We start from the raw sequence: 23,002 nt of genomic DNA, 5'->3' as shown, positions 1-23,002 counted from the left end.
TCCGGCAGGACAGAGGGGGGCGCTGTCCCGCCGCGTCTCAGGTTATTTCGCTGCCACCTGGTCTGCATCCGTCAGCGTCTGCAGGAACGCGACAATATCGTCTATCTCGGCATCCGTCAGCGCCGGCTTGCCGCCAGGTCTCCTGCCGTCGAAGGGCGGGTCCTGATTCAGGTTCGGCCAGTAAGCCTTTGGTAAATCATCATATTTATCGATCGTGCCGTCGGTGTTTGTCGGATACCAGCGGCCAGGGTCGGTATCGCGGCTGGCGTAGAAGGCGACGGCGTCGCGCAGCGTATGGAACTCGCCATTGTGGAAGAAGCTCTTGCGCAGCGCGACGTTCGCAGCGTCGGCGTCTTGAACAGGCCGCAATAGTCGGTGCGGCCGCGAAAATCGGTGCGCAGCGGGCCGCACAGGCCGAGATCGGCATAGGCCGGGTCGGCGTTGGCCGGGATTGCCGGGTTGCGCGGCACGGCGATGGCGATCAGGCCGAAATCGGTGAATTGCGGCGGCTCGCCGTCATTGGCGGGTTCGCTGAGATGGCAACTGGCGCAATTGCCCTTTCTCTCGTCCTCGAACAGAGCGCGGCCATGCAGTTCCCGCGCCGACAGTGTCGCCTTGCCGGCGAGGAAGGCATCATAGCGGCTGGAATAGGGATAGAAATCGGCGGCGCTCTGCTCGAACGTGCCGAGCGCCTCGGCGGCGGCGCCGAAGGCGTCGCCCGGGCGGTCGAAGACGTCCTGCCCGAACACCGCCTTGAACTTGTCGGCATAGGCCGACTTGCGCAAGGCGGCGGTGACCGCCCCGGCACCCTTGTTGGCCATCTCGAAGGGCGAGAGCAGGGGGATTTTCGCCTGGTCCTTGCCGTGGTCGGCGCGGCCGTCCCAGGTCAAGCCGCCGGTCGGACCGTTGTCGACGCTTTCGTCGCCCTCGTCCTCGGAATCATGGAAATGCTCGGTGAAGGCGGGCGCGGCCTGGAGATAACGCAGCGACGGCACCGCGCGCTGGCCCGGCAGGTCGAGGTTCGGTCCGCCCATCTCGACCGGCGCCGCCGAGGCCGGCCCGAAAGCATGGCTAGGATCATGACAGGACGAGCAGGCCTGCTTGCCCGAGGCCGAGAGCGAGGGGTCGAAGAACATTTTTCGCCCCAAGGCGGTCAGCGCCTTGGCGCGCGCGAAGGCTTCGGCGCGCGACAGTGGGCCGGGATGGAAGCCATCCGGCCCCGCCGAATTCGCGGGCGCGGCAAGGCCAAAGGTCGAGATCGCGGCAATGGCGATCGCCCGAATTTTCCATCGTCTTCTGGTCATGGGGCATGGTCCGCTTTGGCCCGGCAATAAGAACGCAGTGCAACGGATTGATGACCGGCTCCAGTGCTCACGAAACCGTGTTCGCCGTGGCGGCGGCTGTCACAAAGGTGACAAGGCAGCCACGTTAGCTGCCCTATGGTTCCCGCACCCCTCTAGCCACGGTCAAGCCACGAGGTCTTCCCATGACGAGGCTCAAGCTCCTCACTTCCTTCGGCCTGGCCGGTTCGGCCCTGATTCCCCTGGCGGCCGCCCATGCCGCCCCTCCCGGCTTCGACAAGATCGACACCGTGGTCGTCATCTATGCCGAAAACCGCAGCTTCGATAATCTCTATGGCGGCTTCCCCGGCGCCAATGGGCTGGCCAATGTCTCGGCCGACCAGGCGCGCCAGCTCGACCGCGACGGCAAGCCGCTTACAGAACTGCCGCCGGCATGGGGCGGACTGACCGGCAAGGGGGTGACGCCAGTGGTGACCGAGGCGCAATCGGCGCATCTCGCCAATGCCAGCTTCGCCATCGACGACCCCCAGGGCTTCAACGAGAAGACCTCCGTCGTCACGCGCGACCTCTGGCACCGCTTCTACCAGGAGCAGATGCAGATCAATGGCGGGAAGAACGACAAATTCGTCGCCTGGGCCGATTCCGGCGGCCTCGTCATGGGCCACTATGACGGCTCGAGCCTGCCGATGTGGCAGGTGGCGAAGAAATACGTGCTGGCCGACAATTTCTTCCAGGGCGCCTTCGGCGGCTCCTTCCTCAACCATTTCCAGCTCGCCTGCGCCTGTACGCCGGTCTATCCGCATGCCGACACCAGCCCGGTGAAGGCGCAAATCGCTGTCGTCGAGGCCGACGGCACGACCTTGAAGGTCGCCGACAATTCGCCGGCCTCGGCCCTTGGCGGCGTGCCGAAATTCGTCAATGACGGCGCCATCACGCACGATTTCCATGCCGTCAACACCATGCAGCCGCCCTATCAGCCGAGCGCCAACAAACCGGCCGAGGGTGGCGACAAGGCGCTGGCCGACCCGGCCGCGCCGACCACGCTGCCGCCGCAGCACGACATCACCATCGGCGATCTCCTGTCGCTGAAGGGCGTCGACTGGGCCTGGTATAGCGGCGCCTGGCAGGCAACGCTGGACGGCAAGAACGCCACGCCGGTGCCGAACTTCCAGTACCACCACCAGCCCTTCAACTATTTCGCCGCTTACGCGCCCGGCACCGCCGCGCGCACCGAGCATCTGCGGGATGGCGGCCTGGATGGCGCGGAGTTCATCAAGGCGATCGACGACGGCAAGCTGCCGTCGGTGAGTTTCTACAAGCCGCAAGGCAATCTCAATGAGCATGGCGGCTATGCCGACGTGGCGAGCGGCGACCAGCATCTGGCCGACGTCGTCGCGCATCTGGAGAAGAGCCAGCAATGGGGCCACATGCTGGTGGTCGTCACCTATGACGAGAATGGCGGCTTCTGGGATCACGTCGCGCCGCCCAAGGCCGACCGCTGGGGCCCGGGCAACCGCATCCCGGCCTTCATCGTCTCGCCCTATGCGAGGATGGGCACGGTAGACCACACCCAGTACGACACGACGTCGATCCTGCGCTTCATCACCGCGCGCTACGACCTGCCGGTGCTGACCGGCATCGTCGCCCGCGACAAGGCGCTGGCCGCCAATGGCGAGCCGCCGATGGGGGATCTGAGCGCGGCGCTGGATCTGAGCCGGTAGGGCAGGCGGATCACGAATTTGCCGCCGCGCCGCAACGCGCGGTGGCCTTCTCAGCCGCCATTCACCAGGGCAAGAATGAGCTTTTGCAGATTGCCGCCCTGGCCGAGTTCGACGCGGTCGAAATCGCGGCTTGCCTGGCGCTGTGCCTGCGAGAGCGCGGCCAGGCGTCTGGTCATCTCGGCCCGGATCTTGCTGCATTTGGGGTCATCCGCGACGGTCAGGCCGACTGTCACCGCCTCGATCTTGCGCACCATGTCGACAATGGTCGCGCCATGCACCTTTTCGTGGGCGCTGACCCCGGCGAGGAAAACCTCCCAGTTCTTCTGGATGGCGGACGGCAGCGGCGAGGAGGGGCTGGGCAAGGTGTAGGTGATGATGAGCCTGGGCTTGGCCGAGACCAGCACGCAGGCTCCGGCACGCGGCTGATAATCCCTGGTCCAGGTCAGCTTGAAATTGGTGTGGGCGATGGCGCGGCCGACGCCGACATTCGGCCCGTTCTCGCCGATCGACCGGTAGAGCTCCGGTCCGGACTGGCCTGAAATGGCATAGGTCTCGACCTTCTCGACCGGCTTCCATTCGGCATGGGCGGCGAGCGGCAAGGCCACCAGGGCGGCGGTCAGAAGACACAGGCGAACACAGGCTCTCGACACCGCTCTCTCCAAGGCGCGCGGCCTTGCCGGACGGCAATGCCATTCAACGGCTTTTCCTATATGCTGCCGGCGGGTGCTGCAAATGCCCGGAGGGGGAAGTCATGAGAAGATATTTCGTTGCCGCTGGCGCCTTGGCGGCATTGCTCGGCGTGCAGCCGGTTCTTGCCGCGTCCTGCGGCTGGAGCGCCAAGATGGAGGAAGACGAGGGCGGCAGCGTGCTGACGGCCTCCGTCTGCGGCGGGCCGAAAGGCGATGCGCATCTGATGCTGGCCTGTTTCGACAATCCGGTGCTGAGCTACGATCTGGGCGACAGCGGCCAGCAACTGGAACCGGGCATCAGCGGCGAGTTCGACTTCAAGGCCGATGGCAAGACGGTGACCAAGACGCTGCAGCTGGAGGCCATGTACAATTATTTCGTGGTCGATCTGGCGAAAGCCGACCCGCTGCTCGACCTGCTGCGCTCGAAGGGGGATGTGTCGGTCAGCGCTGAGAAATATGGCGATATCAGCTTTCCCCTGAAGGGGTCGAGCGCGGCCATCGGCAAGGTGCTGGCGCAGTGCGGCAAGGCCAAGCCTGCCGATGGGGATTGATTGGTGATACTGTGCGGCGGCTGTGGCAGCTACAATTGGGCTGAGCATCCGTACCGTCGTCATCCTAGGGCGGAGCAAGGAGCGAAGCGACGCAGCGCAGACCCTAGGATCCATGCCGTGACGTTCGCCGAGGAACACAGCGGAACCAGGATGTTCTCCCGACGCGTTACCCGATAGCCTTAACTTATGACCGGCTATGTCTACATGACCGCGAGCCAGAAGGGTGGCACCATCTATATCGGCGTCACGAACGATCTCGGTCGCCGCATGCCCGAGCACAAGTCCGGCAAAGGCTCGTATTTCACAAGTCGATATGGTGTGCAGCGACTGGTCTGGTATGAAGAATATTTCGACATCACCGATGCCATTCAGCGCGAGAAATCGCTAAAACGCTGGTCGCGACAATGGAAGATCGAACTGATCGAAAAAGCAAATCCGGAATGGTTCGAGTTGTTCCGCGGCACTGGGTGGTAGCGTTGTGTCCTGCCCCGCTTTGGTCGTTGCAGGCGTCCCGGCATGGATCCTAGGGTCTCCGCGACGGAGCTGCGCTCCTGCTTCGCCCTAGGATGACGAAGATGGGATAGCTTAGGCTAACCTTCGAAGGTGCCTCACCATCCTAACATCTGATGTCAGCCTGCCACTAGCCCATTGTCGTGAGAAGCATGTTGCCAAGCCGGAACATCCCCACGAAGGGGGAAGGGGAGCCGAACCTTGCCCTGGTGAACTGCCGGCCGTATCTCATCCGCCATGACCAACATCCAATTCCGCAAGGCGCAAGCCTCCGACCTGCCGGCCATCGTCGCCATGCTCGCCGATGATCCGCTGGGAGCGAGCCGCGAAGATGCCTCGTTGCCGCTGGCGCAAGGCTATGTCGATGCCTTCAACGCCATCGACGCCGACCCAAACCAGCTGCTTGCGGTGGCCGTCGACGGCGCGGCGGTGATCGGTACCTTGCAGATCACCTTCCTTGCCGGGCTCTCGCGCAAGGGCGCGTGGCGCGGGCAGATCGAGGCGGTTCGCGTTGCCGGCGGCAGGCGCTCCGGCGGCATCGGCAAGAAGATGTTCGAATGGGCGATCGGGCAATGCCGGGCGCGAAGCTGCGGCCTTGTCCAGCTCACGACCGACAAGGGCCGGGCGCATGCGCACCGCTTCTATGAAGGGCTCGGCTTCACCGCCAGCCATATTGGTTACAAGAAGAGCCTTTAGACACGGACGCCGACGGCGACTGGCGTATAGCGGAAGCCTTTCAGGCACTATTCAAATCGGCTGACAAAGCGGATATAGGTCAGTCAGGTTGACCTATTGTAAATACGTCCGGGAGGCGTGTCTTGACCCTTTTGAACCTGTTGGCTTCGCGCTCGTCGCGCATGAAGGCGTCGGAAATCCGCGAGCTGCTGAAACTGCTCGACCAGCCCGACATCATCTCCTTCGCCGGCGGCATTCCCGATCCCTCGCTGTTTCCGGCCGATGCCATCCGCGATGCCTATGCCGATGTGCTGGGCGGGGCGGAAGCCGGGGCGGCGCTGCAGTATCAGGTCTCGGAAGGCTATCTGCCGCTGCGGAAGTGGCTCGCCGGACAGATGGGCAAGCTCGGCATCGCGTGCGACGAGGCCAACATCTTCATCACCTCCGGCTCGCAGCAGGCCCTGGATTATCTCGGCAAGCTGTTCTTGTCGCCGGGCGATACGGCGCTGGTGACATGGCCGACCTATCTCGGTGCGCTGCAGGCCTTCAACGCCTATGAGCCACGCTACGACCGGCTGCGCCCCGAAGGCGGCAACATGACGCCGGCGGCCTATCGCGCCGCTGCCGCCGCCAATGGCGGGCGTGTGAAGTTCGCCTATCTGGTGCCCGACTTCGCCAATCCGACCGGCAACACGCTGGACCGAAAGCAGCGCGAGGCCGTGCTCGACCTTGCCGGCGAGCTCGACATCGCCGTCATCGAGGACGCCGCCTACCGGGCGCTGCGTTATGACGGCGAAGGCGTGCCGCCGATCCTGGCACTTGACTGCGCGCGCTCCGGCGGCATCGACAAGGCACGCACGCTCTATTGCGGCTCGTTCTCGAAGATCCTGTCGCCGGGCATGCGCGTCGGCTGGGTCTGCGCGCCGCGCCACGTGATCGAGAAGCTGGTGCTGATGAAGCAGGCCTCCGACCTGCACAGCCCGTCGGTCAACCAGATGGTCATGCACCGCGTCGCTGAATCCGTGTTCGACGGCCAGGTGGACAAGCTGATCGGCGCCTATCGCGAGCGCCGCGACGGGCTGCTCGGCGCGCTGGAAGCCAACATGCCGGAGGGCGTGACCTGGAGCCGCCCGGAAGGCGGCATGTTCGTCTGGGTGACGCTGCCGGAAGGCGCCGACGCCACCGAACTCCTTGCGCGGTCGGTGAAGGAGGCGCGGGTCGCCTTCGTGCCCGGCAATGCCTTTTACGCCGACGGCACCGGGCGCAACACGCTGCGGCTGTCCTTCACGCTGGCCAATCGCCGCGCCGTGACCGAGGGCATTCCACGGCTGGCGGCGCTGCTCAAGAGCTAGGCCCGCGCCCGGCGCCTACGCCGGCACGTTCACCAGATATTTGAGCTTCGCAAGCCTGGCGCGGGCGAGCTTGCGGATCGGCTTTTGGAAACCCTCTACGCCGGTCTCGACGACGAAGACCAACGTCTTGAAGTCCAGCATGAACTCATCGATGGCCCGCGTCGTCTGTTCGGACCTATCCTTGAACCGGCGCAGCAATGCGTTCGCTTCCTCGATGCCGTCGGCATCGGCGCTGTCGATCAGCGCTTCAAGCTTCTGAAAACAATCCAATCGCAAGTCCTCCCGCCGCGCCCCCAAACTCGCCGTCAGCCGAATGGTTCCATCGCGCCCGAAGATTTGTCGCAGGTTGTCAGCAGATGCACGTGCCGCGCGTTGACGCCCTGCCGCCCGGACCTAAATTCGAGACCTTGCGAGGAGGAGCTTTCATGGAAACCCAGGAATTGCATCGCGGCCGGCTCATCGACCACCTCCAGCTCGTGGTGCGGGATCTCCCCGCCAGCCGGCGCTTCTACGAAGCGGTCTTCCAGGTGCTCGGTGTCCCGATCGGCGGCACCGGCGAGGATTATTTCTGGGCCGACGAATTGTTCATCTCCAGCGCCGACAGCCGGGCCGCACAGGGAAAGCTGACCGGCCGTCTTCACCTGGCCTTCCAGGCCAGGGATCACGCCATGGTCGATGCCTTCCACAAAGCCGGGCTGGCGGCCGGCGGCACGGACAATGGCGCGCCGGGCGAGCGGCCCTATCATCCCGGCTACTATGCCGCCTTCGTGCTCGACCCCGACGGCAACAACATCGAGGCCGTCCACCACGGCCCGGCCAACCGCAGTGCGGCTTCCGTGAAGATCACATTCTAGGTAAGGGCACTCGGCCGGCCACAGCGCCGAGCGATGCGGGTGATTCCGCGCCGCATTTTTCCGGGTATTTGGAAATTCGAGCCCCGCGCTGGCGAATCCGCTCGGATTCTTGACCTGTGCCGCACTGAAATTGTCCTGCAGGGCATGGATAGCGCCGCCTCTGGACAGGAGGCAAATCGGTCCCATAGGGTGCGGCTTCAGGGAGGACGCGTGCGCGGGAAAGGCCGGTTGCTCGTTGAAAAAGAATGTCTTCTCGTCGGTCGATCTGCCGCCGCATCTCGACGACCGCGCGCGCTTCGCGCTCTGGCAGGACATCCACGTCGCGGAGATATGGTCGGTCGAATACGCCATCTCCGCGAACGTGCCTTTCCAGGCGGATATCGAAGCCACCGCCATCGGGCCGCTGGTGCTCGGGCGGATGGCCGGAACGATCAGGCATGCCAGCCGCAAGACACGCAACATCGCCGATGACGGCCGCGACGGCTATCTGCTGCTGGTCAACGATGGCGACACCAGGCTGAGCGGCGTGCAGACCGGCCGCGACTACAGCATCGGCAGGGGCGAAGGCGCGCTGGTCTCGGCTTCGGAAGCGCTGGAAATGACCGGGGGCGACCACAATGTCTGGACCAATGTCGTGGTGCCCCGCGAAATCCTGGAAAATGCCTTCGCCCATGTCGAGGATCGCCTGGCGCTGACCATCGGCGCCGACAATGAAGCGCTCGACATGCTCAAGCGCTATTGCGGCTTCCTGGAAGCGGGACCGGCGTTGGTCTCGCCCGATCTCGTCGCCCACGCCACCGAGACGATCGTCGACCTGATCGGGCTGGCGACAGGCGCCAAGGGCGAGATCGCCGAGCTGGCGGGCGTGCGCGGCTTGCGCGCGGCAAGGCTGCAGGCCATCCTGCAGAAGATGCGGGACAACTTCGCCGATCCCGGCATCTCGGCCCAGCACATCGCCCAGCAGTTACGGCTTTCCGCGCGCTACGTGCATGATCTCTTGCAGGAGACGGGCTCCAGTTTCGCCGAGCATATTCTCGAACTGCGCCTGCAGAGAGCCCATCGCATGCTGCGCGACCGGCGCAACGACCGCATGCGGGTCAGCGAGATCGCGCTGTTGAGCGGCTTTTCCGACGTCTCCTATTTCAATCGCTGTTTCCGCCGCCGCTTCGGCTCGACGCCAAGTAGCGCCAGGTAGCGTCTCCGACAGCGATCCCCCGTGGGATACCCGACACATCGATCGAGTGAGGCCGAATGGCCACACGGACGGGGAAAGCACAGCCGCGCTTTCCCCGACAATTCGGGTGCGGCCCAGCCCAAGACGCGGCCGGTGGACAATGCAAAACCGGGTTCTCGACAACAGCTGGATCTCCGCGGGCATCAACGCGGCGGAGAACGACAATTGGGGCAGCAGACAACAATGAAAACTCTTCTTCTTGCTACGGCCATCCTTCTCGCGCCGGTCGGCGCGGCATGTGCGGCGGACATCGGCGAAACCGCGCCGGCCGGTTACGACTGGTCCGGGCTTTATGCCGGCGCCGACGTCGGTTACGCCGCCGGAAAGTCCGGCGGGACACGGCATCTTTTTGGGGGCGGCAAACAGTGAAGACGATTCTTCTGGCAACGATCCTTGCAGCGGTGCCAGCCGGCATGGCGTTCGCCGCCGACGCCACTCAAACCTTGCCCGTGGCTGCCAGCTACAGCTGGTCCGGCGGCTATGTCGGCGCGCAGGCCGGATATGCCTGGGGGAACGCCAGGGTCGGGCAGACTTTCGCGCCAGGGGCCTTCGACGATTATGGCTGGGGCTACGGCCCGTCCGGCGGTTTCGGCGGTCTCTATGCCGGCTATGACAAGCAGTTCGACGGCGGCCTGGTCCTCGGCATCGAGGGCGACTACAGCTTTGCCAGCGTCAAGGACACCACACTCTATCGGGCGGCTGGCGTAGACGATCCCGGCTTCGGCGGCGTGCTCGAACTGGAGGCAGTCGGATCGGTTCGCCTGCGGGCCGGCTATGCGATGGATCGCTGGCTTCCCTTCGTCACCGGCGGCCTGGCGATGGCGAAGTACAAGCACACCACGGTCGCCCTTCCAGGCGGAGCCGCCTATGCCGATGTCGAGGACACCGTCAGCGGTTACACGCTGGGCGCGGGTGCCGAATACGCCGTCACCGACAATTGGCTGGTTCGGGGCGAATACCGCTTTGCCGATTTCGGCCGCCACCCCTCGACACGCATCGCGGTTCCCAGCGGGGTTCCCTTGCATGATGAGATCGACCTGAAGACGAACGATATCCGGCTCGGCATCGCCTACAAATTCTGAACAGTGCTTATCTTTCGCCGCTGGCGCAGCGTCGGAATTCGTATTCGAGGGCTCCAAATGCATCGCTTTTCCATCTGCCTCGCGTCGCTGATCGTTGCGACATCGGCTCGCGCGGCGGATATCCTGCAGCCGCTTGCCACCGAGACGGCGGTGGCGCCGCGTATTTCCGGTTATGGCGAACTCTATCTCGGCGGACTGCGCTTCGTCGGCGACGATTACACGACGCGGGCCGGCGGCGGTGCCCTGCGCGTCAACATCCCGTTTGCATAGCGCTGGAATTTGCAGGGCGACCTGACTTACGACCGCATATGGGGCCACTACGACGCGCTGGATGAAACGCGCGGTGCGATCCATGGCTTCTACCGCGATCCCGACCGTTTTGCCGCCGGCATCTTCGCCGCCTACACATCGGTCGGCGAAAGCGGCGTCACCGTGAACAATTATGCTGTCGGCCCGGAAGCACAACTCTATCTCGGCAACCTGACCCTCTATGGCCAGGCCAGTGTCGGCCAGCTCACCATCAGCGACTTTCACGGCGACCAGTGGGGCGTGCGCGCCGTGGCGCGTTATTTCGTCCGCAAGAACTTTCGCCTCGATGCGGAACTCGACTTCAACCGAACCGACTACGACGGCACCAACGAGGACGTGGTCGGTGCGGCCGTCCAGGCCATGTACCGGTTCGACGAGACGCCCTGGGCGGTGTTCGGACGCTATGAATTCGAACGGAGGAAGTTCGAAACGTCCACCCAGGACCTCAGGGCAAACAAGGTCGTCATCGGCCTGCGCGCCAGCTTCGGCAGCGACTCCCTCTTCGACGAGGACCGCAACGGCGCGACCATGGACACTTACCGGCCCGCTTCGGTGGTCAATACGAAGTGAGCCGGCGGCACGGCTGAAAGCGCGGCCGTGATCGCATCGCAATTGGCTGCATGACTGGAGGCAATCGCGTCCCGCCGCTCACGCTTGGGCGGTGCGTCGCTTCGAAAGCGACTGCCACAACTCGGTTTCCTCGGTGAAGCCACCTTCGAAAGCTTCCATGACTTCGCGCGCCAGCTGGTCTCTCTGATCCTTGTCCTTGAGGGCCAGACGGCGCTCTCGGCACAGCTGGTCGAACACCTTCTGGAGAAGGTCCAGATCGTCGGACGTGAACATGCTGGTGAATTTTGAGAAAGCCATGGCGCTCTCCTCCCTCGTCGGGCGAAAGCACCTGAGTTGACTTTCAAGCGTCCGTTTGCCTGGGTTGGTGCGGACGACAAGGCACACTACACCCGCGGCGGCGGCTTTACGAATCTTTTGTAGTCGTAGAACCAAACCGGCCCAATACCGATCGCTGCCTTGCGTTGCCAGATCGGTGGCTGCGGTGCTAACCGAAAAAGGCGGACGGGAATCGGCGTTGAAGCAATGCGCGCCGCCTTTCTCAACAACATCCCGAACAGAACATCTCTTGCCCACCGTGGAGAAACAATTTTCATGCAAAAATCAACCAAGGCGATCCGGGTCGCCGCGCCGTTGCTTGCGATTTTGGGCATGGTCGCACCATTCATATTACCAATGACTCATATATCTTCGGCGCAGGCTCAGGAGGAATATCTTCCGACCCAGAAGGACTTTGTCGGCAAATGGCAACTCAGCGGCGCCACCACTCGGCCGCCGCGCGACATGAAGGATGCGCCCACGCCGGAACAGGAAGCCGCCGCAAATGAGTTCCAGCAGACGGTGACCGCGTTTTACGGCGCGTTCGATTATCTGGAGATCACGGCGGATGGCCGCTACAATTTCCATCAGCCCGGCGACCCGACATCGGGTTCCTGCGTCTGGTGCGGAACCTGGTCCTTCAGCAAGAGTTCGCTATGGCTCGAGCTGGACACGGCGCCCAGGCTCGATATCTACGCCAAGGGCGGCGACATCCAGATGACCTACACCGCCGAACCCGACGAAAAATCGAAATACGCCTGGCTGGTCTTCGGCTGGACGAAGGTTGATTAGACGGCGCCCCGCGACGCCCCCGAGCAAATTCGACGGGGTCCGAGCGGCTTTTCAGCCATCTCGTATTCTCGTATACGAGATTGATTGGCTACCCGAGGAATCCGCATGAGTCCACTGCCTGAAGCCGTGCCGTTTTTCAGTCAGTGGGAGACGCCCGACATGACGCTGGCGGTGCTCGCCGATGGCGCTGAGGCCGCGTTGCGGCGGGATCCGCTATGGCAGGGATCGGGTGCCGCCACGCGCGACGAATACGCGGTCTGGGCCGCCAATGTCTGCGGCATGGCGTGTCTCAAGATGATCCTGGCGACGCGTGGCCAGATCGTGCCGACGATCGAACTGGCAAGACGGTGCACCGGATATGGCGGCTATGTCGTCAATGAAGGCTCGATCAAGGGGCTGATCTACGCGCCTTTCGTTGCCTTCGTGAAGCAGGAATTCGGCCTCGAGGCCGAGGTGATGACCAATGTCGCGACGGCGGACATTCCAGCGATCCTCGCCCGGTCGCGCTTCTTCATCGCTTCGGTCAGCAGTTCGATCCGCTGGCCCGAGCGCGAGCCGCCATCGAAGGGCGGACACCTGGTTCTGGCCACCGCCGCGTCGGATGAGGTTTTTCGCTTTCACAACCCATCCGGCCATACCAGCGCCACACAGGCAAACGCAGTGTTGGCGCCAGGCGATTTCGATCGTTTCTTCGCCAATCGCGGCATTGCCGTCGCCATTTGATTTTCGACAGTTGAGGGATTTCGATGACCGGAAAGATCAGGGTTGCCATCCTCTATGGCGGGCGCTCGGCCGAGCACGACGTGTCGCGGCTGTCGGCGGCCAACGTGCTGAAGGCGATCGACCGGACGCGCTACGAGGTGGTGCCGATCGCCATTTCCCGGGAGGGCAGGTGGCTGCTGCAATCCTCGTCCGAGGCTGGCGGCGATGGGGCAGGGGCTCCGGTGTCGGAGGACGGCGTGGAGGTCGCCCTGCTGCCCGGCGGCAAGGGCCGGCTGATCCCGGCGTCGCACGAGGGAATACGGGCTGACCTTACGCCTGTCGATGTCGTCTTTCCTGTGCTGCACGGTCCCTTCGGCGAGGACGGCTCGGTGCAGGGCTATGCGGAAGTCGCCGATGTCGCCTATGTCGGCTGCGGCATTCTGGCTTCCGCCGCCGCCATGGACAAGGACGTCGCCAAGCGGCTCATGCGCGAGGCCGGCCTTGCCGTCGCCCGCTCGGTCACCGTGCATAGAGGTGATGTCGGTTCGTTCCAGGAGATCGCCGGGGCGCTTGGGCTGCCTTTCTTCGCCAAGCCGGCACGCCAGGGCTCGTCCTTCGGGGTGAGCAAGGTGAACGACAAGGATGGCTTTGAAGCGGCCGTCGAAACGGCTTTCCGCTACGACGGCAAGGTGCTGATCGAGGAGTTCGTCGAAGGCCGCGAGATCGAGTGCTCGGTGTTGCAACGGGCAGGCGGCTCGCTCACGGTTTCGCTGCCGGGCGAGATCATCCCGGCCGGCAAGCATGGCTTCTACACCTATGAGGCCAAATATCTCGATGCCGACGGCGCGGTGGTCAAAGTGCCCGCCGACGTCCCCGCCGCGATCGCCGACAGAGCGAGGGACATGGCTGGGCAAGCCTTCAAGGCGCTGGGCTGCGAGGCCATGGCGCGCGTCGACTTCTTCCTGCGTGCCGACGGCTCCCTGCTGGTCAACGAGGTCAACACGCTGCCCGGCTTCACCGACATCTCGATGTACGCCAAGGCGCTGGCGGCGATCGGCATCGGCTACGCGGAGGTCATCGACGCGCTGATCGAGCACGCGCTGGCGCGGCACGGCGTGCGCTGATCCGATCCGGGCAGGCAGCCAGTCGGAAGGCCGGTGCGCCCTTTCAGCACGGTCGCCACGCCGGATAAACTGCGCCTTGAACGACGTGTGTTTCACCTCTGGCTAATGTTGTACGCCGGCTCTATATGCCCGATCATGGAGCCGGCAGGAGGGACAGGGAATGGCGGCCAATCGTCGAAACGGGATGGCATCGCCGCCTCATGGGTTGGAGGAAATTCTTTCGCCCGCCGCCCCACACCCTCGAACGTCATTGCCCAATGTGGCCACCATCGTCACCACGGTGGCGGCGCTCTATTTCGGGCGTGAGGTTTTCCTGCCGATAGCAATCGCGCTGTTGCTGACTTTCGCGCTCGCCCCTCTTGTGTCCGCGCTCAAACGGGCCGGTATTCCCCGGATTGCCGCCGTCATCGTCAGCGTTTTGGGGGCGTTCGCCGCCCTTGCCCTGTTCAGCTTCATTGTCGCCACGCAGGTCAGCGAACTGGCGCAGAACATCCCGGTCTACCAGACCAACATCCTGACCAAGATCCGCTCGCTCAAGGAGACCGGAGTCGGCGGAGGGATCATTGCCAGGTTGGGCAAGGTTGTCGAACGTGTCGGCCAGGAAATCGACAGGCAGGAGACGTCGCCGCCGGCCGCCACCCCGGAAAAGCCGCCGCGTGAGCCGGTGCCGGTCGAGATCGTCTCGCGCGAAAGGCCGCTGGAGGTCCTGCAGAACATAGTCGGGCCGCTGATCAGCCCGCTCGGATCGGCCGGGCTGATCATCGTGGTCGTCATCTTCATGCTGCTCGAGCGAGAGGACTTGCGCGACCGCTTCATCCGGCTTGTCGGTTATGGCGACCTTCACCGCACCACCGAGGCGCTTCAGGATGCCGGCAAGCGTGTTGGCCGGTACCTGCTGATGCAACTGGTCGTCAACATTTTGTACGCGATACCGATAGCGATCGGGTTGTGGATCCTCGGCATTCCAAATGCCTTGCTATGGGGATTGCTCGCGCTAGCCCTGCGGTTTGTTCCTTACATCGGGCCTGCCATAGGCATGCTGCTGCCGCTGTTCCTGGCGCTGGCCGTGGCGCCAGGCTGGTCGCTCGTGCTGTGGACAGCCGCCCTGTTCGTGGTGATGGAACTGGTTACCGGCAATGTCGTCGAACCCTGGCTTTATGGTTCGCGAACCGGGCTGTCATCCCTCGCGATCATCGTAGCGGCCATCTTCTGGACGTGGCTCTGGGGGCCGCTTGGGCTGGTCCTGTCAACACCGCTCACCGTGTGCCTGGTGGTGCTGGGCAGGCACGTGCCGCAGTTCGAGTTCCTCGACGTGCTCTTCGGCAACGAGCCCGTGCTCGAACCCCATGCGCGCCTCTACCAGCGTCTGCTCGCCGGTGATCCGGACGAGGCCACGGACCACGCCGAAGAGATGCTGGAAGAGAAATACCTGGTCGATTTCTACGACAAGGTGGCTATTCCCGCACTTCTGCTGGGCGAGCAGGACCGTGCGCGCGGTGTCATGGGCGATCAGCAAAGGCGGCAGTTGGCGGCCAGTGCGCAGGCGCTGGTGGCAAACCTCGACGAAAGTGCGCAGGAGGAAGCGGATGAGGAGGATGGCACGTTCGTGGCCGCGGAGGCGAGCGACGACGGTGAGACCGCCGGCGAGGAGGAGGCCGATCTGCCCGACGGCACGGATATGTCGGTGCTTTGCGCTGGCGGGCGTGGCGAGCTTGACGACGCCGCAGCAGCCATGCTGGCCCAGGTCCTGGAAGTCCAGGGCACGACGGTCTCGAAGGCAGGCTTTGCAGACATGGAACCGGGAGGTATTCGCCGCCTCGAACTCGACACCGTCGACACGGTCGTGGTTGGCTTCCTGAACGCGGATTCCATCAAGCACGCCCGGTTTCTGGTTCGCCGGCTAAAGCGTACGAAGGCAGCGCTGCGGGTCGGAATCGTGTTCTGGTCGGAGACCGGAAATGAGGACAAGGACGCAGCCGTCAAACTGGCCCAGGACATCAACGCGGATTTCGTGGCGCATGGCATGATGGATGCAGTGGTGGGCGCACTGTCGAACGAGCCGCCGGTCGCCCTGAAGCTCGTTGCCAAACGCCGCATGCGGCGTCAGCGGGCCACCCCAAGAAAGGCCTCGGCCACCGCTGCGAGCTAGGGCAAATCCCGGAAAAGTGTGTAGGGGTTTCGCGGTCGTTTACATATTTGAAGCAACGTCGCGGGAGGAGGGCGGCTTGGGCTTGTGGGCTGGCCGCATCTTCGCGGTCTGGTGGGGAAGGCGGGAAACAGGTTTGACCGGATTTCCAGCGACCGGTGCCTGAACCTTGCGGCGCCGGAGCCAGTTGGAAGACAGTTCGGCAAGCAGACTGCGCAGGGTCTTCACAACATTCTCCTCCGTCGGGCGATGCAGTAACCTCCAGAGACCGGACTTGTTCCACTGCGCTTGGAGCCGTGGCGGTCCGCAGGCTTTTTTGACTATTGCATCGAGGCTGACCGAGGAAGATCGAACGGCATGACCGCACTCTCCTCGCCATTGTCGACGAGCCCGTTCCCACTCGCAGCCAAGCCGTTGCCCAGAGCGTCGAATTCGATTGCCGCGCCAAGCACCTGGGCAGCGTGCAGGACAAGGTATTCGACATCCTCGAGGGCGACATTCTCGGCCAGGTTTCGCACCCTGATCTGTTCCGCCACCGCGCTGATGTTGACGATGCCTGCCATCTCAAAGGCCCTCTGGACCGCCGAATTGACGTCGTCCAGCAACCGCGAAGAGTATTCGTACCGCATTTAAACCTCCCTTGGAGGGCTTGTTTCTATCCATGTCGCAGCATGCGCCAGGTGGGCGCGGATGACAAGCGAATTCTCAAAAATACTTGAATAAAATCAATAAGTTAGTATAGTAATGCAAGTGGGGGTCCGACGTCTTATTCTCATCATGGGTTAGATGCGCCGTTCCCCCACTGGCGGCACTTGACGCATTATGAGGCAAACCCTATTTGTTAGCTGAACGAGGTAGATACTAACTCGACACATTCTCAGCTCCAGCGAGGAAGCTTAGATGGCTGACCTGGAACGTCCGGAACGGCTGCAGATCATGCTCACCGTTGACGAATTGATGGCCCTGGAAAACTGGCGCTTCGAAAAGCGCATGCCGAGCCGCTCCGCCGCGGTCAGGGAACTATTGCGCCGGGGTCTGGCCTCCGATGGCTTCCTCGCCGCCGGGCAAGGGACCAAATCGCAGGAATTCGGCGTGCTGGCGCCCGAGGTCGATGGCAGAAGGCCAAACGGCGGGACAGCTGAGTAAGCCGGGAGCTGCGGATTCCTTAATTCCGTCAGGGGGGCGATTGCCTCGATTGGTTTGCGGGCTAGTTAGGTGGCCATGACGGAATTCCTGGCGGCGGTGAGTGATGTTGAAGACAAGGGACGATTGGGCGCGAGCGCCGATGCGCGGCTGGCGGCGATTGTCGATTCCTCTTTCGATGCGATCATCAGCAAGGATCTGACCAGCGTCATCACAAGCTGGAACCTCGCTGCTGAACGCATGTTCGGCTACAGCCCCGAGGAAGCGGTGGGGCAGTCCATCCTCATGCTGATACCCGATCACCTCAAGGGCGAAGAGACGGAGATCATCAGCCGGGTTCGCAGCGGCGATCGCGTGGCGAGCTATGAGACGACCAGAAGGCGCAAGGATGGCTCGCTCATTGCCGTTTCGCTGACGGTTTCGCCAGTCAGGAACGGCGTAGGCGAGATCATCGGCGCTTCGCAGATCGCCCGCGACATCTCCGCCGCCAAGGAGAGCGAGCGCCGCATCAGGCTGTTGATGCGCGAGGTCAACCATCGCGTCAAGAACCAGTTCGCGGTCATCCTGTCGATGGTCAGGGAGACGAGCAAGCGCTCGAGCGACCCGCAAGAGTTCGAGGAACTGATACGCGCCCGCATCATGGCGCTGTCGCGCTCGCATGATCTGCTCGTCACCTCGGAGTGGGCGGGAGCGAGCCTCTTCGACCTGATCCAGGAGCATCTGAAGCCCTTCGGCCGCGAGGAGCAGATCCTGCTTTCCGGGCCGGTCCTGACGCTGCAGTCGAACGCGGTGCAGAACCTCGGCATGGCTTTCCACGAGCTCGGCACGAACTCGTCCAAATATGGCGCCCTGTCCAGTGATGCCGGCCGGGTCGAGATCACCTGGACGATAGGCTCTAGCGCCTTGGGCGAGCGTGAATTCCAATTGACCTGGGAGGAGACATCGAAGCCTCGTCCTGGCGACCGGCGCGACGAGACCACGCGCAAGGGGTTCGGCACCGTCGTGCTGCAGCGTGTGGCGCCGCAGTCGCTGGGTGGCTCAGCCGTTCTGGAACGGTCGCCTGGCCATTTGAAATGGCGATTGAGCGCGCCCCTGGCCTCCATCATCGTGGCGCAAGCCGGTACCGAGCCCATCGCCGATGCGGCGGGTTTGGGTATTTAGATTCGAGATTTCAATAGGTTGTCCGTTCGATCCTGAACGAGGAAGCTTGGTTGCCGCCGGGCAGGTGCGCGTAGAAATAGCCGTCATGGTGGGGCGGCGGGGGACCCCGCCGCCAGTTTTACCGGTCACGGATGATGATGGATATGCCTTTCGGCATCGACTTCGCCAACCGTGAAGCTCTGGAAGCCCGGCATGAGCTGCCATATGGCGGCAAGACCGATGACCGTATAGGCGAGGCGGGCCAAGGTGGCTCCTCCAAGGGCCGTGCCGATCACGTCATAGCCCGTTACGCCCATGGCCAGCCAGTTGAGACCACCAAGGATGATAAGGGCGAGGGTGACGAGGTTCATGATGCGCATAAACGCCTCCTGATGTTGCCTGAACAAACGCCGGAAGAAAAACGCCTGTGGTTTCAGGAGGTTCCGTCAATCACGGAATTGTGAACGGTGGTAACAAGCCGTGAGCGACGGCAGGACGCGAAATCAGGCCGGGTTGCGGGGCCTGGAGCCTATTCGACCAGGACGTGCGCCTCGCGCGCGGCCTCGACAAAGGCCTCCCTCGCGATATCCGGGGAAACGTCGCCACTCGTGGCGCGACGGCAGGCGCGTAGCGCCGACTGATGTTTCAGGCTGCCGGCATCGCGCCAATGTGTCGTGAGAAGTTCGATGGCTTGTTGTGTGTTGGACAGGTTGCGGGTGGCTCCGGTGACGCCGACCGAAACCACGACGGGCTTGGAGAACCACGCGGTTTGCATTGGAACCTCGACCATGTTGCGCATGGAACGCGCGTGGCCGCGCGAGGTTTCATATCAGCCGATCACTGTCGCGTGAGGCTCGGCCCGGCATCTCCCGGCAAAACAAGGCCTAGAGGATGTTGGTCGTCACCTCGACGATGATCGCGGCGCCTTCCAGGCCGCCGTTGGGCACATGCACGACACGCGAGACCCGCAAATCCTGCGGGCTTCCGTCGACCGACAGGGAAACACTCTCTCCAATGCGCGGCACGGCCTGGAAGGTGGCGTTGGTGGCGTCCGGCCGGTTGTCGATGGATATGCGGCAATTGACGGTCATGGAATGTCTCCTGTGGCTGGCGGTGCCCGGTCGTCAACGCGGGGTCCGTGAAATGGTTTCAGGAGGGCCGGGGCAAACCGAGTGACCTGCCCGATGTCCGCCTGGCGGCCAACGGGCGGTCCGACGGCTTCCAGGCTTCTAGTTGGCTCTCGGAACGAAGTAGTTGGTGGTGACCGCATCGCGGCCCATCCCACGCGTGACTTGAACCGTGGCATAGCCTTCCGGGGGAATCGAGCCGGTCGCCGTCCGGTCGACCTGCTTGCATCGGCCGACCATTTCGCCGCCCGGCCACGGTGCCAATCTGACTGCAAGGGCCGCTTGGCATTCCTCGAGCGAGGAATAGGCGACGGGCTGCGACTCCATGGGCCGGCAGAGCGATGCGTTGCATGAAAGCATGATCATCACCGCCGCGGTTGCCGGGTCCATGAAACTCTCCTGTTGGCCGACAACGTGCAACGGGCCGCAAGGTTTCCTGCCGGGGATCGAGCACCGCCCCGTGGGCATTCGGCTGCGCTTCTTGCAAAGGTATTCGACGCCTGTAATCGAAACTGCTTGGCCAGGGAAGCGACCGCGCTTAAAGGCCCGGCCCGGTCCGCGCCTTTGGGTAGACCAAACGCCGGAACATCAAAGGCCAAACGAGGATATCGTCCAAGCGTTCTGGTACCCGAGGCGCGGCTTGGTATTCGCTGCGTCGGTCTGGGTCGACGTTGCTGTTCCGGTTGCAGTGCAGTCCAATTTTGCCGCCACTGCCGCCTTGATCGATAGACCAGCGCATGTGTTCGCAGCAGTGACTTTTGCCTTCTTTTCGTGCGCCGCAGCGACACTTGAACCGGCGAGGACAAGCGCCAGGCAAACGAGAGCCATTTTCATTAGAGCCACCTATTTTAGTGTAATCTAAATTAAAGTTAACGTAACGTTAACTGGCCGTCAATCGCGACGGGGTCCAGGGCGGAAGTCGCCGTCCTCCTGCCATTCTGAATTGTTCATCCAAGGCCCCAGGCGCCCGCCTGGGGCTGGACTACGGAGGCACGATGACTTGGATTTTCCGGTGCGAGCGGTCCTAGCAGGCAGGGCACCGGCCGATATCCTGCCTGTATCCCGATTGGCCGATCGGTAGCGGATCTGAAGCGATCCGGCCTGACTCCGTTCAGAGAGTTCGCTTGCGGCTTTCTGCCTGGTTCCCGTTCATCGACTCGAACCACATCCCCGATCGCATGTCGTCACGGGGGTTTTAGGGACTACCGGCAGCCGGGCCAAGCTGGAGTTCCTCCCGGCGGCTTACGATGCTCAGCACAAATGCCGTGTGCTGGATTATCCCCGCCTCAGCGCGGACTCTCTCTCAGGTCCAGATACTAGCCTAAGCCGCGAAGCGCTGCAGCGCTCGCTACATTGGAAAGAATTTCACGGGACCTCTCTATAAGCCGACGGTTCCCCTCGATGACTTCCTGAGTTTCCTTGATGCGACGCTCCGTTTCATCCAAGCGGTCAACCAGCTTTTTGGTGTCATCGATGTGTTGCATGACAATGGCCACCTTATCATGATCCGCGTCCTCCCGGCTCAACAACTCGCGCGGGATGGAAGTTGTTCCCTGATTGGCCCATGAGCCGGAGGCTTGCGTGGCGGTTGATCCACGGAGGAATGTTTGCGTCAGCCGAGGAGGCGGCGACATGAAGGCCGAGGCAAAGCGATTTTCTTGAGCATGCGTCAGAACGTTGTTGATGGCCACCGGCTCCGCCCTTGCCAAGTCAATCGATAGGAATATATTCCTCGCGCGGCGATTTCTGCAATCTGAGGCCGCACCATGTCCAAAACCATTGCCGATGCCATTCGCAACCGCGAGACGTTCTACGTCACCTGCGGGCATCCGATGTGCAATCATTCCCTCCAGATCGACTTGCAAGCGCTGGGCGCCCGCCTGGGGCTCGACCACGGCGCCATGCATAACGACTTGGTGAAAGTGTTCCGGTGCGATCTGTGCAAGCGTGCAGGCAGGGGGCAGCGGCCGGTGTTCTTCACCTGCATCCCTGATTATGGCGCGATCGATCGGCGGAGGAACAGTAGCAAAGACTGACTGGCGGTCTTGGCCGAGTGCTCCGCTGGCGGGCTACAGTTTTACGCTTCGCGGTTCGTATGATCGGGGGGCCGGGAAAGCGGCGGCTCGGCGCCGGAGTTTGGAGGGGAGCGCCGAGCCTAGCCGGCCGGTACCTGTGGGGGGCCACGGGGTCCTGCCGGGCTGCGCCGACTATGCCCCGCCTTCCAATAAGAACGAAGTCATCCGAAAGGAGGTGTCCTTGCGCGACATTGGCCACGTCATTTCCCGTCCGCAACCAACCCTGCCGCCACCTGTTGACCCTATGCTGGGTAGATCCCTAGCACTTCTGTCTCTTCCCGCCGGTTTCGCCCGGCGGGCTTTTTCATGCCTGGAACATTCTTTGGAGGCGGGCGTTAATGACATCGTGGTCGATCCTTTAGGATGTAGCCACGCCCAGGGCCCGTCGCGGGGGGCCACGCGGCGGGCCTTTCATTTAAGGCGCGGAAATTCAATAACGCTGGCCACGGCTCGTGGCCTGGCTTTCGAGCCAGAAGAGTTGACGCAAATTGCGTTGGTCGGCCGGCTGGCCGCGGCTTAGTCTCCAGATGATGGCGACGTGGTTTGCCAGGCTTTGTTGCATGAGTATGGAGCCTCGAAAGTTGGAACTATTTTAGCGCACGCTGATTGAATCATCGGCAGCCGGGGTCGACTGCTGACCAACGTCCCTCCAAGACCTTTGGTCGGCCCGCGTCAGAGTTGGGTGGCGCGGGCCATCGCTTTCGGAGGCCGGGGAAGGTTGCGCGAGTCCCGTGCATGCCGAAGACGAAGGCTGGATTCACGGTGCCTTTCCTACCAGCCCTGCCTGCTATACCAGTCATCGATATCCCGACGGGCGCGATCCTTTTCGATGCCGTAGCGCTCCTGGATCTCGAGCTGATCGCGCTTACCGGCGATGCGATCGAGATCATCGTCGGTGAGTTTTCCCCACTGTTCTTTGACCTTGCCCTTCACTTGCTTCCAGTTTCCCTCGACGCGATTCCAGTCCATGACAACCTCCTTCGTTCGAAAAAGGCGCAACGTCGTCGTGTCGAGGAAGTTCCCAAAAGGCCATCTGTGGCGGCCTTCGGGGGATCGATGCATATTCGACGATATGTCAAAAATTGTATCTAAGTCATTGGTTTTGTTTGGTTCCCGCTCATGGGCTCGAACCACGATTCACGCCTTCAAAGGGCGCTGTCCTACCATTAGACGAAGCGGGAAAGGCGGGACGTTATGGCGTCCTTGCGGCTTGCCGTCAATTCGGACCACCGGCCGTCAATTCGGGAAATCGACGCCCGGGTCCTGGCAGCGATAGACCGGGCAGGTACCGTCGCGGGACGGGATATAGGCCGACATCGGGACGTCAGGCCAGTCGCACTCGTTGCCGAACTGCCTGACATAGCGGTCATAGGTGTTGCGGCCGGTGGTCAGCACCACGGCGCGATGGCTCTGGATCATGGCGCGAATCTCGCCGCAACTCATGGAGCGGCTGTCGGGACGGGCATCGGCCAGGCCGGTCGTCGCGAGCACGGCGCCGATGGCCATCAACAGGGTCAGAACGCGAGCGGACATGAGGGTTCTCTTTGGTTTGACTGAATTGCACATGCGGCCGGTCCGGATTGGCGCTGG

At 62.9% G+C, this 23,002-nt stretch carries 30 protein-coding genes, 1 tRNA gene and 1 pseudogene; 18 read left to right on the top strand and 14 right to left on the bottom strand.

What is annotated here, in order from left to right; translation table 11 throughout:
* Positions 1 to 42 precede the first annotated feature (42 nt).
* Positions 43 to 1,304, bottom strand: a pseudogene (locus tag EN808_RS20515) (cytochrome-c peroxidase).
* A 182-nt stretch (positions 1,305 to 1,486) separates the two neighbouring features.
* Between EN808_RS20515 and EN808_RS20510 the strand changes: the two are divergent.
* Positions 1,487 to 3,022 carry an acid phosphatase gene (locus tag EN808_RS20510; RefSeq protein ID WP_135916736.1) on the top strand — a complete coding sequence of 512 codons (1,536 nt, stop codon included), beginning with the start codon at positions 1,487 to 1,489 and terminating at the stop codon, positions 3,020 to 3,022.
* A gap of 50 nt (positions 3,023 to 3,072) precedes the next feature.
* Here the strand turns inward: EN808_RS20510 and EN808_RS20505 are convergent, their stop codons facing one another.
* Entirely contained in the window at positions 3,073 to 3,672 is a 600-nt protein-coding gene (locus tag EN808_RS20505; RefSeq protein WP_135866162.1) for a DUF922 domain-containing protein, read from the bottom strand.
* Positions 3,673 to 3,773: 101 nt separating this feature from the next.
* On the opposite strand from EN808_RS20505, the gene EN808_RS20500 reads away from it, so the two are divergent.
* From EN808_RS20500 to EN808_RS20485, 4 genes are all read left to right on the top strand, one after another.
* Positions 3,774 to 4,262, top strand: coding sequence for a hypothetical protein (locus EN808_RS20500; RefSeq protein WP_245511708.1), 489 nt, complete (start codon positions 3,774 to 3,776; stop codon positions 4,260 to 4,262).
* Between the two features lie 186 nt (positions 4,263 to 4,448).
* Complete coding sequence (locus tag EN808_RS20495; protein WP_127280753.1) at positions 4,449 to 4,736, top strand: GIY-YIG nuclease family protein; 288 nt, start codon at positions 4,449 to 4,451, stop codon at positions 4,734 to 4,736.
* Between the two features lie 273 nt (positions 4,737 to 5,009).
* On the top strand, positions 5,010 to 5,468 hold the full coding sequence (locus EN808_RS20490; RefSeq protein WP_135882101.1) for a GNAT family N-acetyltransferase: 459 nt from the start codon (positions 5,010 to 5,012) through the stop codon (positions 5,466 to 5,468).
* Positions 5,469 to 5,629: 161 nt separating this feature from the next.
* The gene (locus EN808_RS20485; RefSeq protein ID WP_189343734.1) at positions 5,630 to 6,799 is read left to right on the top strand and encodes a PLP-dependent aminotransferase family protein; all 1,170 of its coding nucleotides are present in this window, start codon (positions 5,630 to 5,632) and stop codon (positions 6,797 to 6,799) included.
* 15 nt (positions 6,800 to 6,814) lie between these two features.
* Here EN808_RS20485 and EN808_RS20480 read toward each other — a convergent pair whose 3' ends face one another.
* Positions 6,815 to 7,069 (bottom strand): hypothetical protein, encoded by a 255-nt coding sequence (locus EN808_RS20480; RefSeq protein ID WP_245464337.1) that lies wholly within the window; start codon positions 7,067 to 7,069, stop codon positions 6,815 to 6,817.
* 155 nt (positions 7,070 to 7,224) lie between these two features.
* Between EN808_RS20480 and EN808_RS20475 the strand changes: the two genes are divergently transcribed.
* From EN808_RS20475 to EN808_RS20450, 6 genes are all read left to right on the top strand, one after another.
* Complete coding sequence (locus EN808_RS20475; protein WP_135916735.1) at positions 7,225 to 7,653, top strand: VOC family protein; 429 nt, start codon at positions 7,225 to 7,227, stop codon at positions 7,651 to 7,653.
* A gap of 235 nt (positions 7,654 to 7,888) precedes the next feature.
* A complete protein-coding gene (locus tag EN808_RS20470) occupies positions 7,889 to 8,848 on the top strand; it encodes an AraC family transcriptional regulator (RefSeq protein WP_127870378.1) in 960 nt (319 codons plus the stop codon).
* A 222-nt stretch (positions 8,849 to 9,070) separates the two neighbouring features.
* Positions 9,071 to 9,256, top strand: coding sequence for a hypothetical protein (locus EN808_RS20465; RefSeq protein ID WP_245464336.1), 186 nt, complete (start codon positions 9,071 to 9,073; stop codon positions 9,254 to 9,256).
* On the top strand, positions 9,253 to 9,969 hold the full coding sequence (locus tag EN808_RS20460) for an outer membrane protein (protein ID WP_135882022.1): 717 nt from the start codon (positions 9,253 to 9,255) through the stop codon (positions 9,967 to 9,969). Before EN808_RS20465 ends, EN808_RS20460 begins: the two co-directional genes overlap by 4 nt.
* 57 nt (positions 9,970 to 10,026) lie before the next feature.
* Positions 10,027 to 10,239 carry a hypothetical protein gene (locus EN808_RS20455; protein ID WP_135916734.1) on the top strand — a complete coding sequence of 71 codons (213 nt, stop codon included), beginning with the start codon at positions 10,027 to 10,029 and terminating at the stop codon, positions 10,237 to 10,239.
* 9 nt (positions 10,240 to 10,248) lie between these two features.
* A complete protein-coding gene (locus EN808_RS20450; RefSeq protein WP_135916733.1) occupies positions 10,249 to 10,848 on the top strand; it encodes an outer membrane beta-barrel protein in 600 nt (199 codons plus the stop codon).
* 78 nt (positions 10,849 to 10,926) lie between these two features.
* Here EN808_RS20450 and EN808_RS36380 read toward each other — a convergent pair whose 3' ends face one another.
* Positions 10,927 to 11,145: a hypothetical protein gene (locus EN808_RS36380; protein ID WP_189343723.1), complete on the bottom strand. Its 219-nt coding sequence runs from the start codon at positions 11,143 to 11,145 to the stop codon at positions 10,927 to 10,929.
* Positions 11,146 to 11,439: 294 nt separating this feature from the next.
* Here EN808_RS36380 and EN808_RS20440 point away from each other — a divergent pair, with 294 nt between their 5' ends.
* From EN808_RS20440 to EN808_RS20425, 4 genes are all read left to right on the top strand, one after another.
* Positions 11,440 to 11,955: a hypothetical protein gene (locus EN808_RS20440; RefSeq protein ID WP_135916804.1), complete on the top strand. Its 516-nt coding sequence runs from the start codon at positions 11,440 to 11,442 to the stop codon at positions 11,953 to 11,955.
* A gap of 105 nt (positions 11,956 to 12,060) precedes the next feature.
* Positions 12,061 to 12,678, top strand: a complete 618-nt coding sequence (locus tag EN808_RS20435; RefSeq protein WP_135916732.1) for a C39 family peptidase — start codon at positions 12,061 to 12,063, stop codon at positions 12,676 to 12,678.
* A 23-nt stretch (positions 12,679 to 12,701) separates the two neighbouring features.
* Positions 12,702 to 13,781 (top strand): D-alanine--D-alanine ligase family protein, encoded by a 1,080-nt coding sequence (locus tag EN808_RS20430; RefSeq protein ID WP_135916731.1) that lies wholly within the window; start codon positions 12,702 to 12,704, stop codon positions 13,779 to 13,781.
* A 160-nt stretch (positions 13,782 to 13,941) separates the two neighbouring features.
* On the top strand, positions 13,942 to 15,930 hold the full coding sequence (locus EN808_RS20425) for an AI-2E family transporter (RefSeq protein ID WP_135916730.1): 1,989 nt from the start codon (positions 13,942 to 13,944) through the stop codon (positions 15,928 to 15,930).
* Positions 15,931 to 15,969: 39 nt separating this feature from the next.
* On the opposite strand, the gene EN808_RS20420 is transcribed toward EN808_RS20425, so the two are convergent.
* The gene (locus tag EN808_RS20420; RefSeq protein WP_127278000.1) at positions 15,970 to 16,155 is read right to left on the bottom strand and encodes a hypothetical protein; all 186 of its coding nucleotides are present in this window, start codon (positions 16,153 to 16,155) and stop codon (positions 15,970 to 15,972) included.
* A 92-nt stretch (positions 16,156 to 16,247) separates the two neighbouring features.
* Positions 16,248 to 16,556: a hypothetical protein gene (locus EN808_RS20415; RefSeq protein WP_127277999.1), complete on the bottom strand. Its 309-nt coding sequence runs from the start codon at positions 16,554 to 16,556 to the stop codon at positions 16,248 to 16,250.
* Positions 16,557 to 16,827: 271 nt separating this feature from the next.
* Between EN808_RS20415 and EN808_RS20410 the strand changes: the two genes are divergently transcribed.
* A complete protein-coding gene (locus tag EN808_RS20410; RefSeq protein WP_127277998.1) occupies positions 16,828 to 17,073 on the top strand; it encodes a hypothetical protein in 246 nt (81 codons plus the stop codon).
* A gap of 75 nt (positions 17,074 to 17,148) precedes the next feature.
* Positions 17,149 to 18,231 (top strand): PAS domain S-box protein, encoded by a 1,083-nt coding sequence (locus EN808_RS20405; protein ID WP_135916729.1) that lies wholly within the window; start codon positions 17,149 to 17,151, stop codon positions 18,229 to 18,231.
* A 125-nt stretch (positions 18,232 to 18,356) separates the two neighbouring features.
* Here EN808_RS20405 and EN808_RS20400 read toward each other — a convergent pair whose 3' ends face one another.
* The 5 genes from EN808_RS20400 to EN808_RS20380 form a co-directional block, all read right to left on the bottom strand.
* Entirely contained in the window at positions 18,357 to 18,590 is a 234-nt protein-coding gene (locus tag EN808_RS20400) for a DUF378 domain-containing protein (RefSeq protein WP_127870385.1), read from the bottom strand.
* A 149-nt stretch (positions 18,591 to 18,739) separates the two neighbouring features.
* A complete protein-coding gene (locus tag EN808_RS20395) occupies positions 18,740 to 19,009 on the bottom strand; it encodes a DUF982 domain-containing protein (protein WP_245511705.1) in 270 nt (89 codons plus the stop codon).
* An 85-nt stretch (positions 19,010 to 19,094) separates the two neighbouring features.
* On the bottom strand, positions 19,095 to 19,301 hold the full coding sequence (locus EN808_RS20390) for a hypothetical protein (RefSeq protein WP_127870386.1): 207 nt from the start codon (positions 19,299 to 19,301) through the stop codon (positions 19,095 to 19,097).
* Between the two features lie 138 nt (positions 19,302 to 19,439).
* Positions 19,440 to 19,727, bottom strand: coding sequence for a hypothetical protein (locus EN808_RS20385; RefSeq protein ID WP_127870387.1), 288 nt, complete (start codon positions 19,725 to 19,727; stop codon positions 19,440 to 19,442).
* Positions 19,728 to 20,653: 926 nt separating this feature from the next.
* Entirely contained in the window at positions 20,654 to 21,028 is a 375-nt protein-coding gene (locus EN808_RS20380) for a hypothetical protein (RefSeq protein ID WP_135916728.1), read from the bottom strand.
* Positions 21,029 to 21,103: 75 nt separating this feature from the next.
* On the opposite strand from EN808_RS20380, the gene EN808_RS20375 reads away from it, so the two are divergent.
* Positions 21,104 to 21,373: a hypothetical protein gene (locus tag EN808_RS20375; RefSeq protein ID WP_127279763.1), complete on the top strand. Its 270-nt coding sequence runs from the start codon at positions 21,104 to 21,106 to the stop codon at positions 21,371 to 21,373.
* 810 nt (positions 21,374 to 22,183) lie between these two features.
* Here EN808_RS20375 and EN808_RS20370 read toward each other — a convergent pair.
* The 3 genes from EN808_RS20370 to EN808_RS20360 all read right to left on the bottom strand — a co-directional run bounded on the left by EN808_RS20370 (position 22,184) and on the right by EN808_RS20360 (position 22,945).
* On the bottom strand, positions 22,184 to 22,381 hold the full coding sequence (locus EN808_RS20370; RefSeq protein ID WP_135916727.1) for a CsbD family protein: 198 nt from the start codon (positions 22,379 to 22,381) through the stop codon (positions 22,184 to 22,186).
* A 138-nt stretch (positions 22,382 to 22,519) separates the two neighbouring features.
* Positions 22,520 to 22,593 (bottom strand) — tRNA-Gln (locus EN808_RS20365).
* A 55-nt stretch (positions 22,594 to 22,648) separates the two neighbouring features.
* Positions 22,649 to 22,945 (bottom strand): hypothetical protein, encoded by a 297-nt coding sequence (locus tag EN808_RS20360; RefSeq protein ID WP_127870389.1) that lies wholly within the window; start codon positions 22,943 to 22,945, stop codon positions 22,649 to 22,651.
* Positions 22,946 to 23,002 lie beyond the last annotated feature (57 nt).

It is taken from the genome of Mesorhizobium sp. M8A.F.Ca.ET.165.01.1.1 (genome assembly GCF_004792065.1).
Taxonomy (GTDB): Bacteria; Pseudomonadota; Alphaproteobacteria; order Rhizobiales; family Rhizobiaceae; genus Mesorhizobium.
This window is presented reverse-complemented; position numbering and strand designations above follow the sequence as displayed.

Coding starts and splice junctions, on each gene's coding strand:
- EN808_RS20425 (WP_135916730.1), top strand. CDS start 13,942: ATGGCGGCCAATCGTCGAAACGGGATGGCATCGCCGCCTCATGGGTTG.
- EN808_RS20410 (WP_127277998.1), top strand. CDS start 16,828: ATGGCTGACCTGGAACGTCCGGAACGGCTGCAGATCATGCTCACCGTT.
- EN808_RS20485 (WP_189343734.1), top strand. CDS start 5,630: ATGAAGGCGTCGGAAATCCGCGAGCTGCTGAAACTGCTCGACCAGCCC.
- EN808_RS20435 (WP_135916732.1), top strand. CDS start 12,061: ATGAGTCCACTGCCTGAAGCCGTGCCGTTTTTCAGTCAGTGGGAGACG.
- EN808_RS20465 (WP_245464336.1), top strand. CDS start 9,071: ATGAAAACTCTTCTTCTTGCTACGGCCATCCTTCTCGCGCCGGTCGGC.
- EN808_RS20370 (WP_135916727.1), bottom strand. CDS start 22,381: ATGGACTGGAATCGCGTCGAGGGAAACTGGAAGCAAGTGAAGGGCAAG.
- EN808_RS20405 (WP_135916729.1), top strand. CDS start 17,149: ATGACGGAATTCCTGGCGGCGGTGAGTGATGTTGAAGACAAGGGACGA.
- EN808_RS20510 (WP_135916736.1), top strand. CDS start 1,487: ATGACGAGGCTCAAGCTCCTCACTTCCTTCGGCCTGGCCGGTTCGGCC.
- EN808_RS20400 (WP_127870385.1), bottom strand. CDS start 18,590: ATGCGCATCATGAACCTCGTCACCCTCGCCCTTATCATCCTTGGTGGT.
- EN808_RS20415 (WP_127277999.1), bottom strand. CDS start 16,556: ATGCGGTACGAATACTCTTCGCGGTTGCTGGACGACGTCAATTCGGCG.
- EN808_RS20395 (WP_245511705.1), bottom strand. CDS start 19,009: ATGCGCAACATGGTCGAGGTTCCAATGCAAACCGCGTGGTTCTCCAAG.
- EN808_RS20390 (WP_127870386.1), bottom strand. CDS start 19,301: ATGACCGTCAATTGCCGCATATCCATCGACAACCGGCCGGACGCCACC.
- EN808_RS20500 (WP_245511708.1), top strand. CDS start 3,774: ATGAGAAGATATTTCGTTGCCGCTGGCGCCTTGGCGGCATTGCTCGGC.
- EN808_RS20360 (WP_127870389.1), bottom strand. CDS start 22,945: ATGTCCGCTCGCGTTCTGACCCTGTTGATGGCCATCGGCGCCGTGCTC.
- EN808_RS20475 (WP_135916735.1), top strand. CDS start 7,225: ATGGAAACCCAGGAATTGCATCGCGGCCGGCTCATCGACCACCTCCAG.
- EN808_RS20455 (WP_135916734.1), top strand. CDS start 10,027: ATGCATCGCTTTTCCATCTGCCTCGCGTCGCTGATCGTTGCGACATCG.
- EN808_RS20430 (WP_135916731.1), top strand. CDS start 12,702: ATGACCGGAAAGATCAGGGTTGCCATCCTCTATGGCGGGCGCTCGGCC.
- EN808_RS20385 (WP_127870387.1), bottom strand. CDS start 19,727: ATGGACCCGGCAACCGCGGCGGTGATGATCATGCTTTCATGCAACGCA.
- EN808_RS36380 (WP_189343723.1), bottom strand. CDS start 11,145: ATGGCTTTCTCAAAATTCACCAGCATGTTCACGTCCGACGATCTGGAC.
- EN808_RS20440 (WP_135916804.1), top strand. CDS start 11,440: ATGCAAAAATCAACCAAGGCGATCCGGGTCGCCGCGCCGTTGCTTGCG.
- EN808_RS20495 (WP_127280753.1), top strand. CDS start 4,449: ATGACCGGCTATGTCTACATGACCGCGAGCCAGAAGGGTGGCACCATC.
- EN808_RS20490 (WP_135882101.1), top strand. CDS start 5,010: ATGACCAACATCCAATTCCGCAAGGCGCAAGCCTCCGACCTGCCGGCC.
- EN808_RS20375 (WP_127279763.1), top strand. CDS start 21,104: ATGTCCAAAACCATTGCCGATGCCATTCGCAACCGCGAGACGTTCTAC.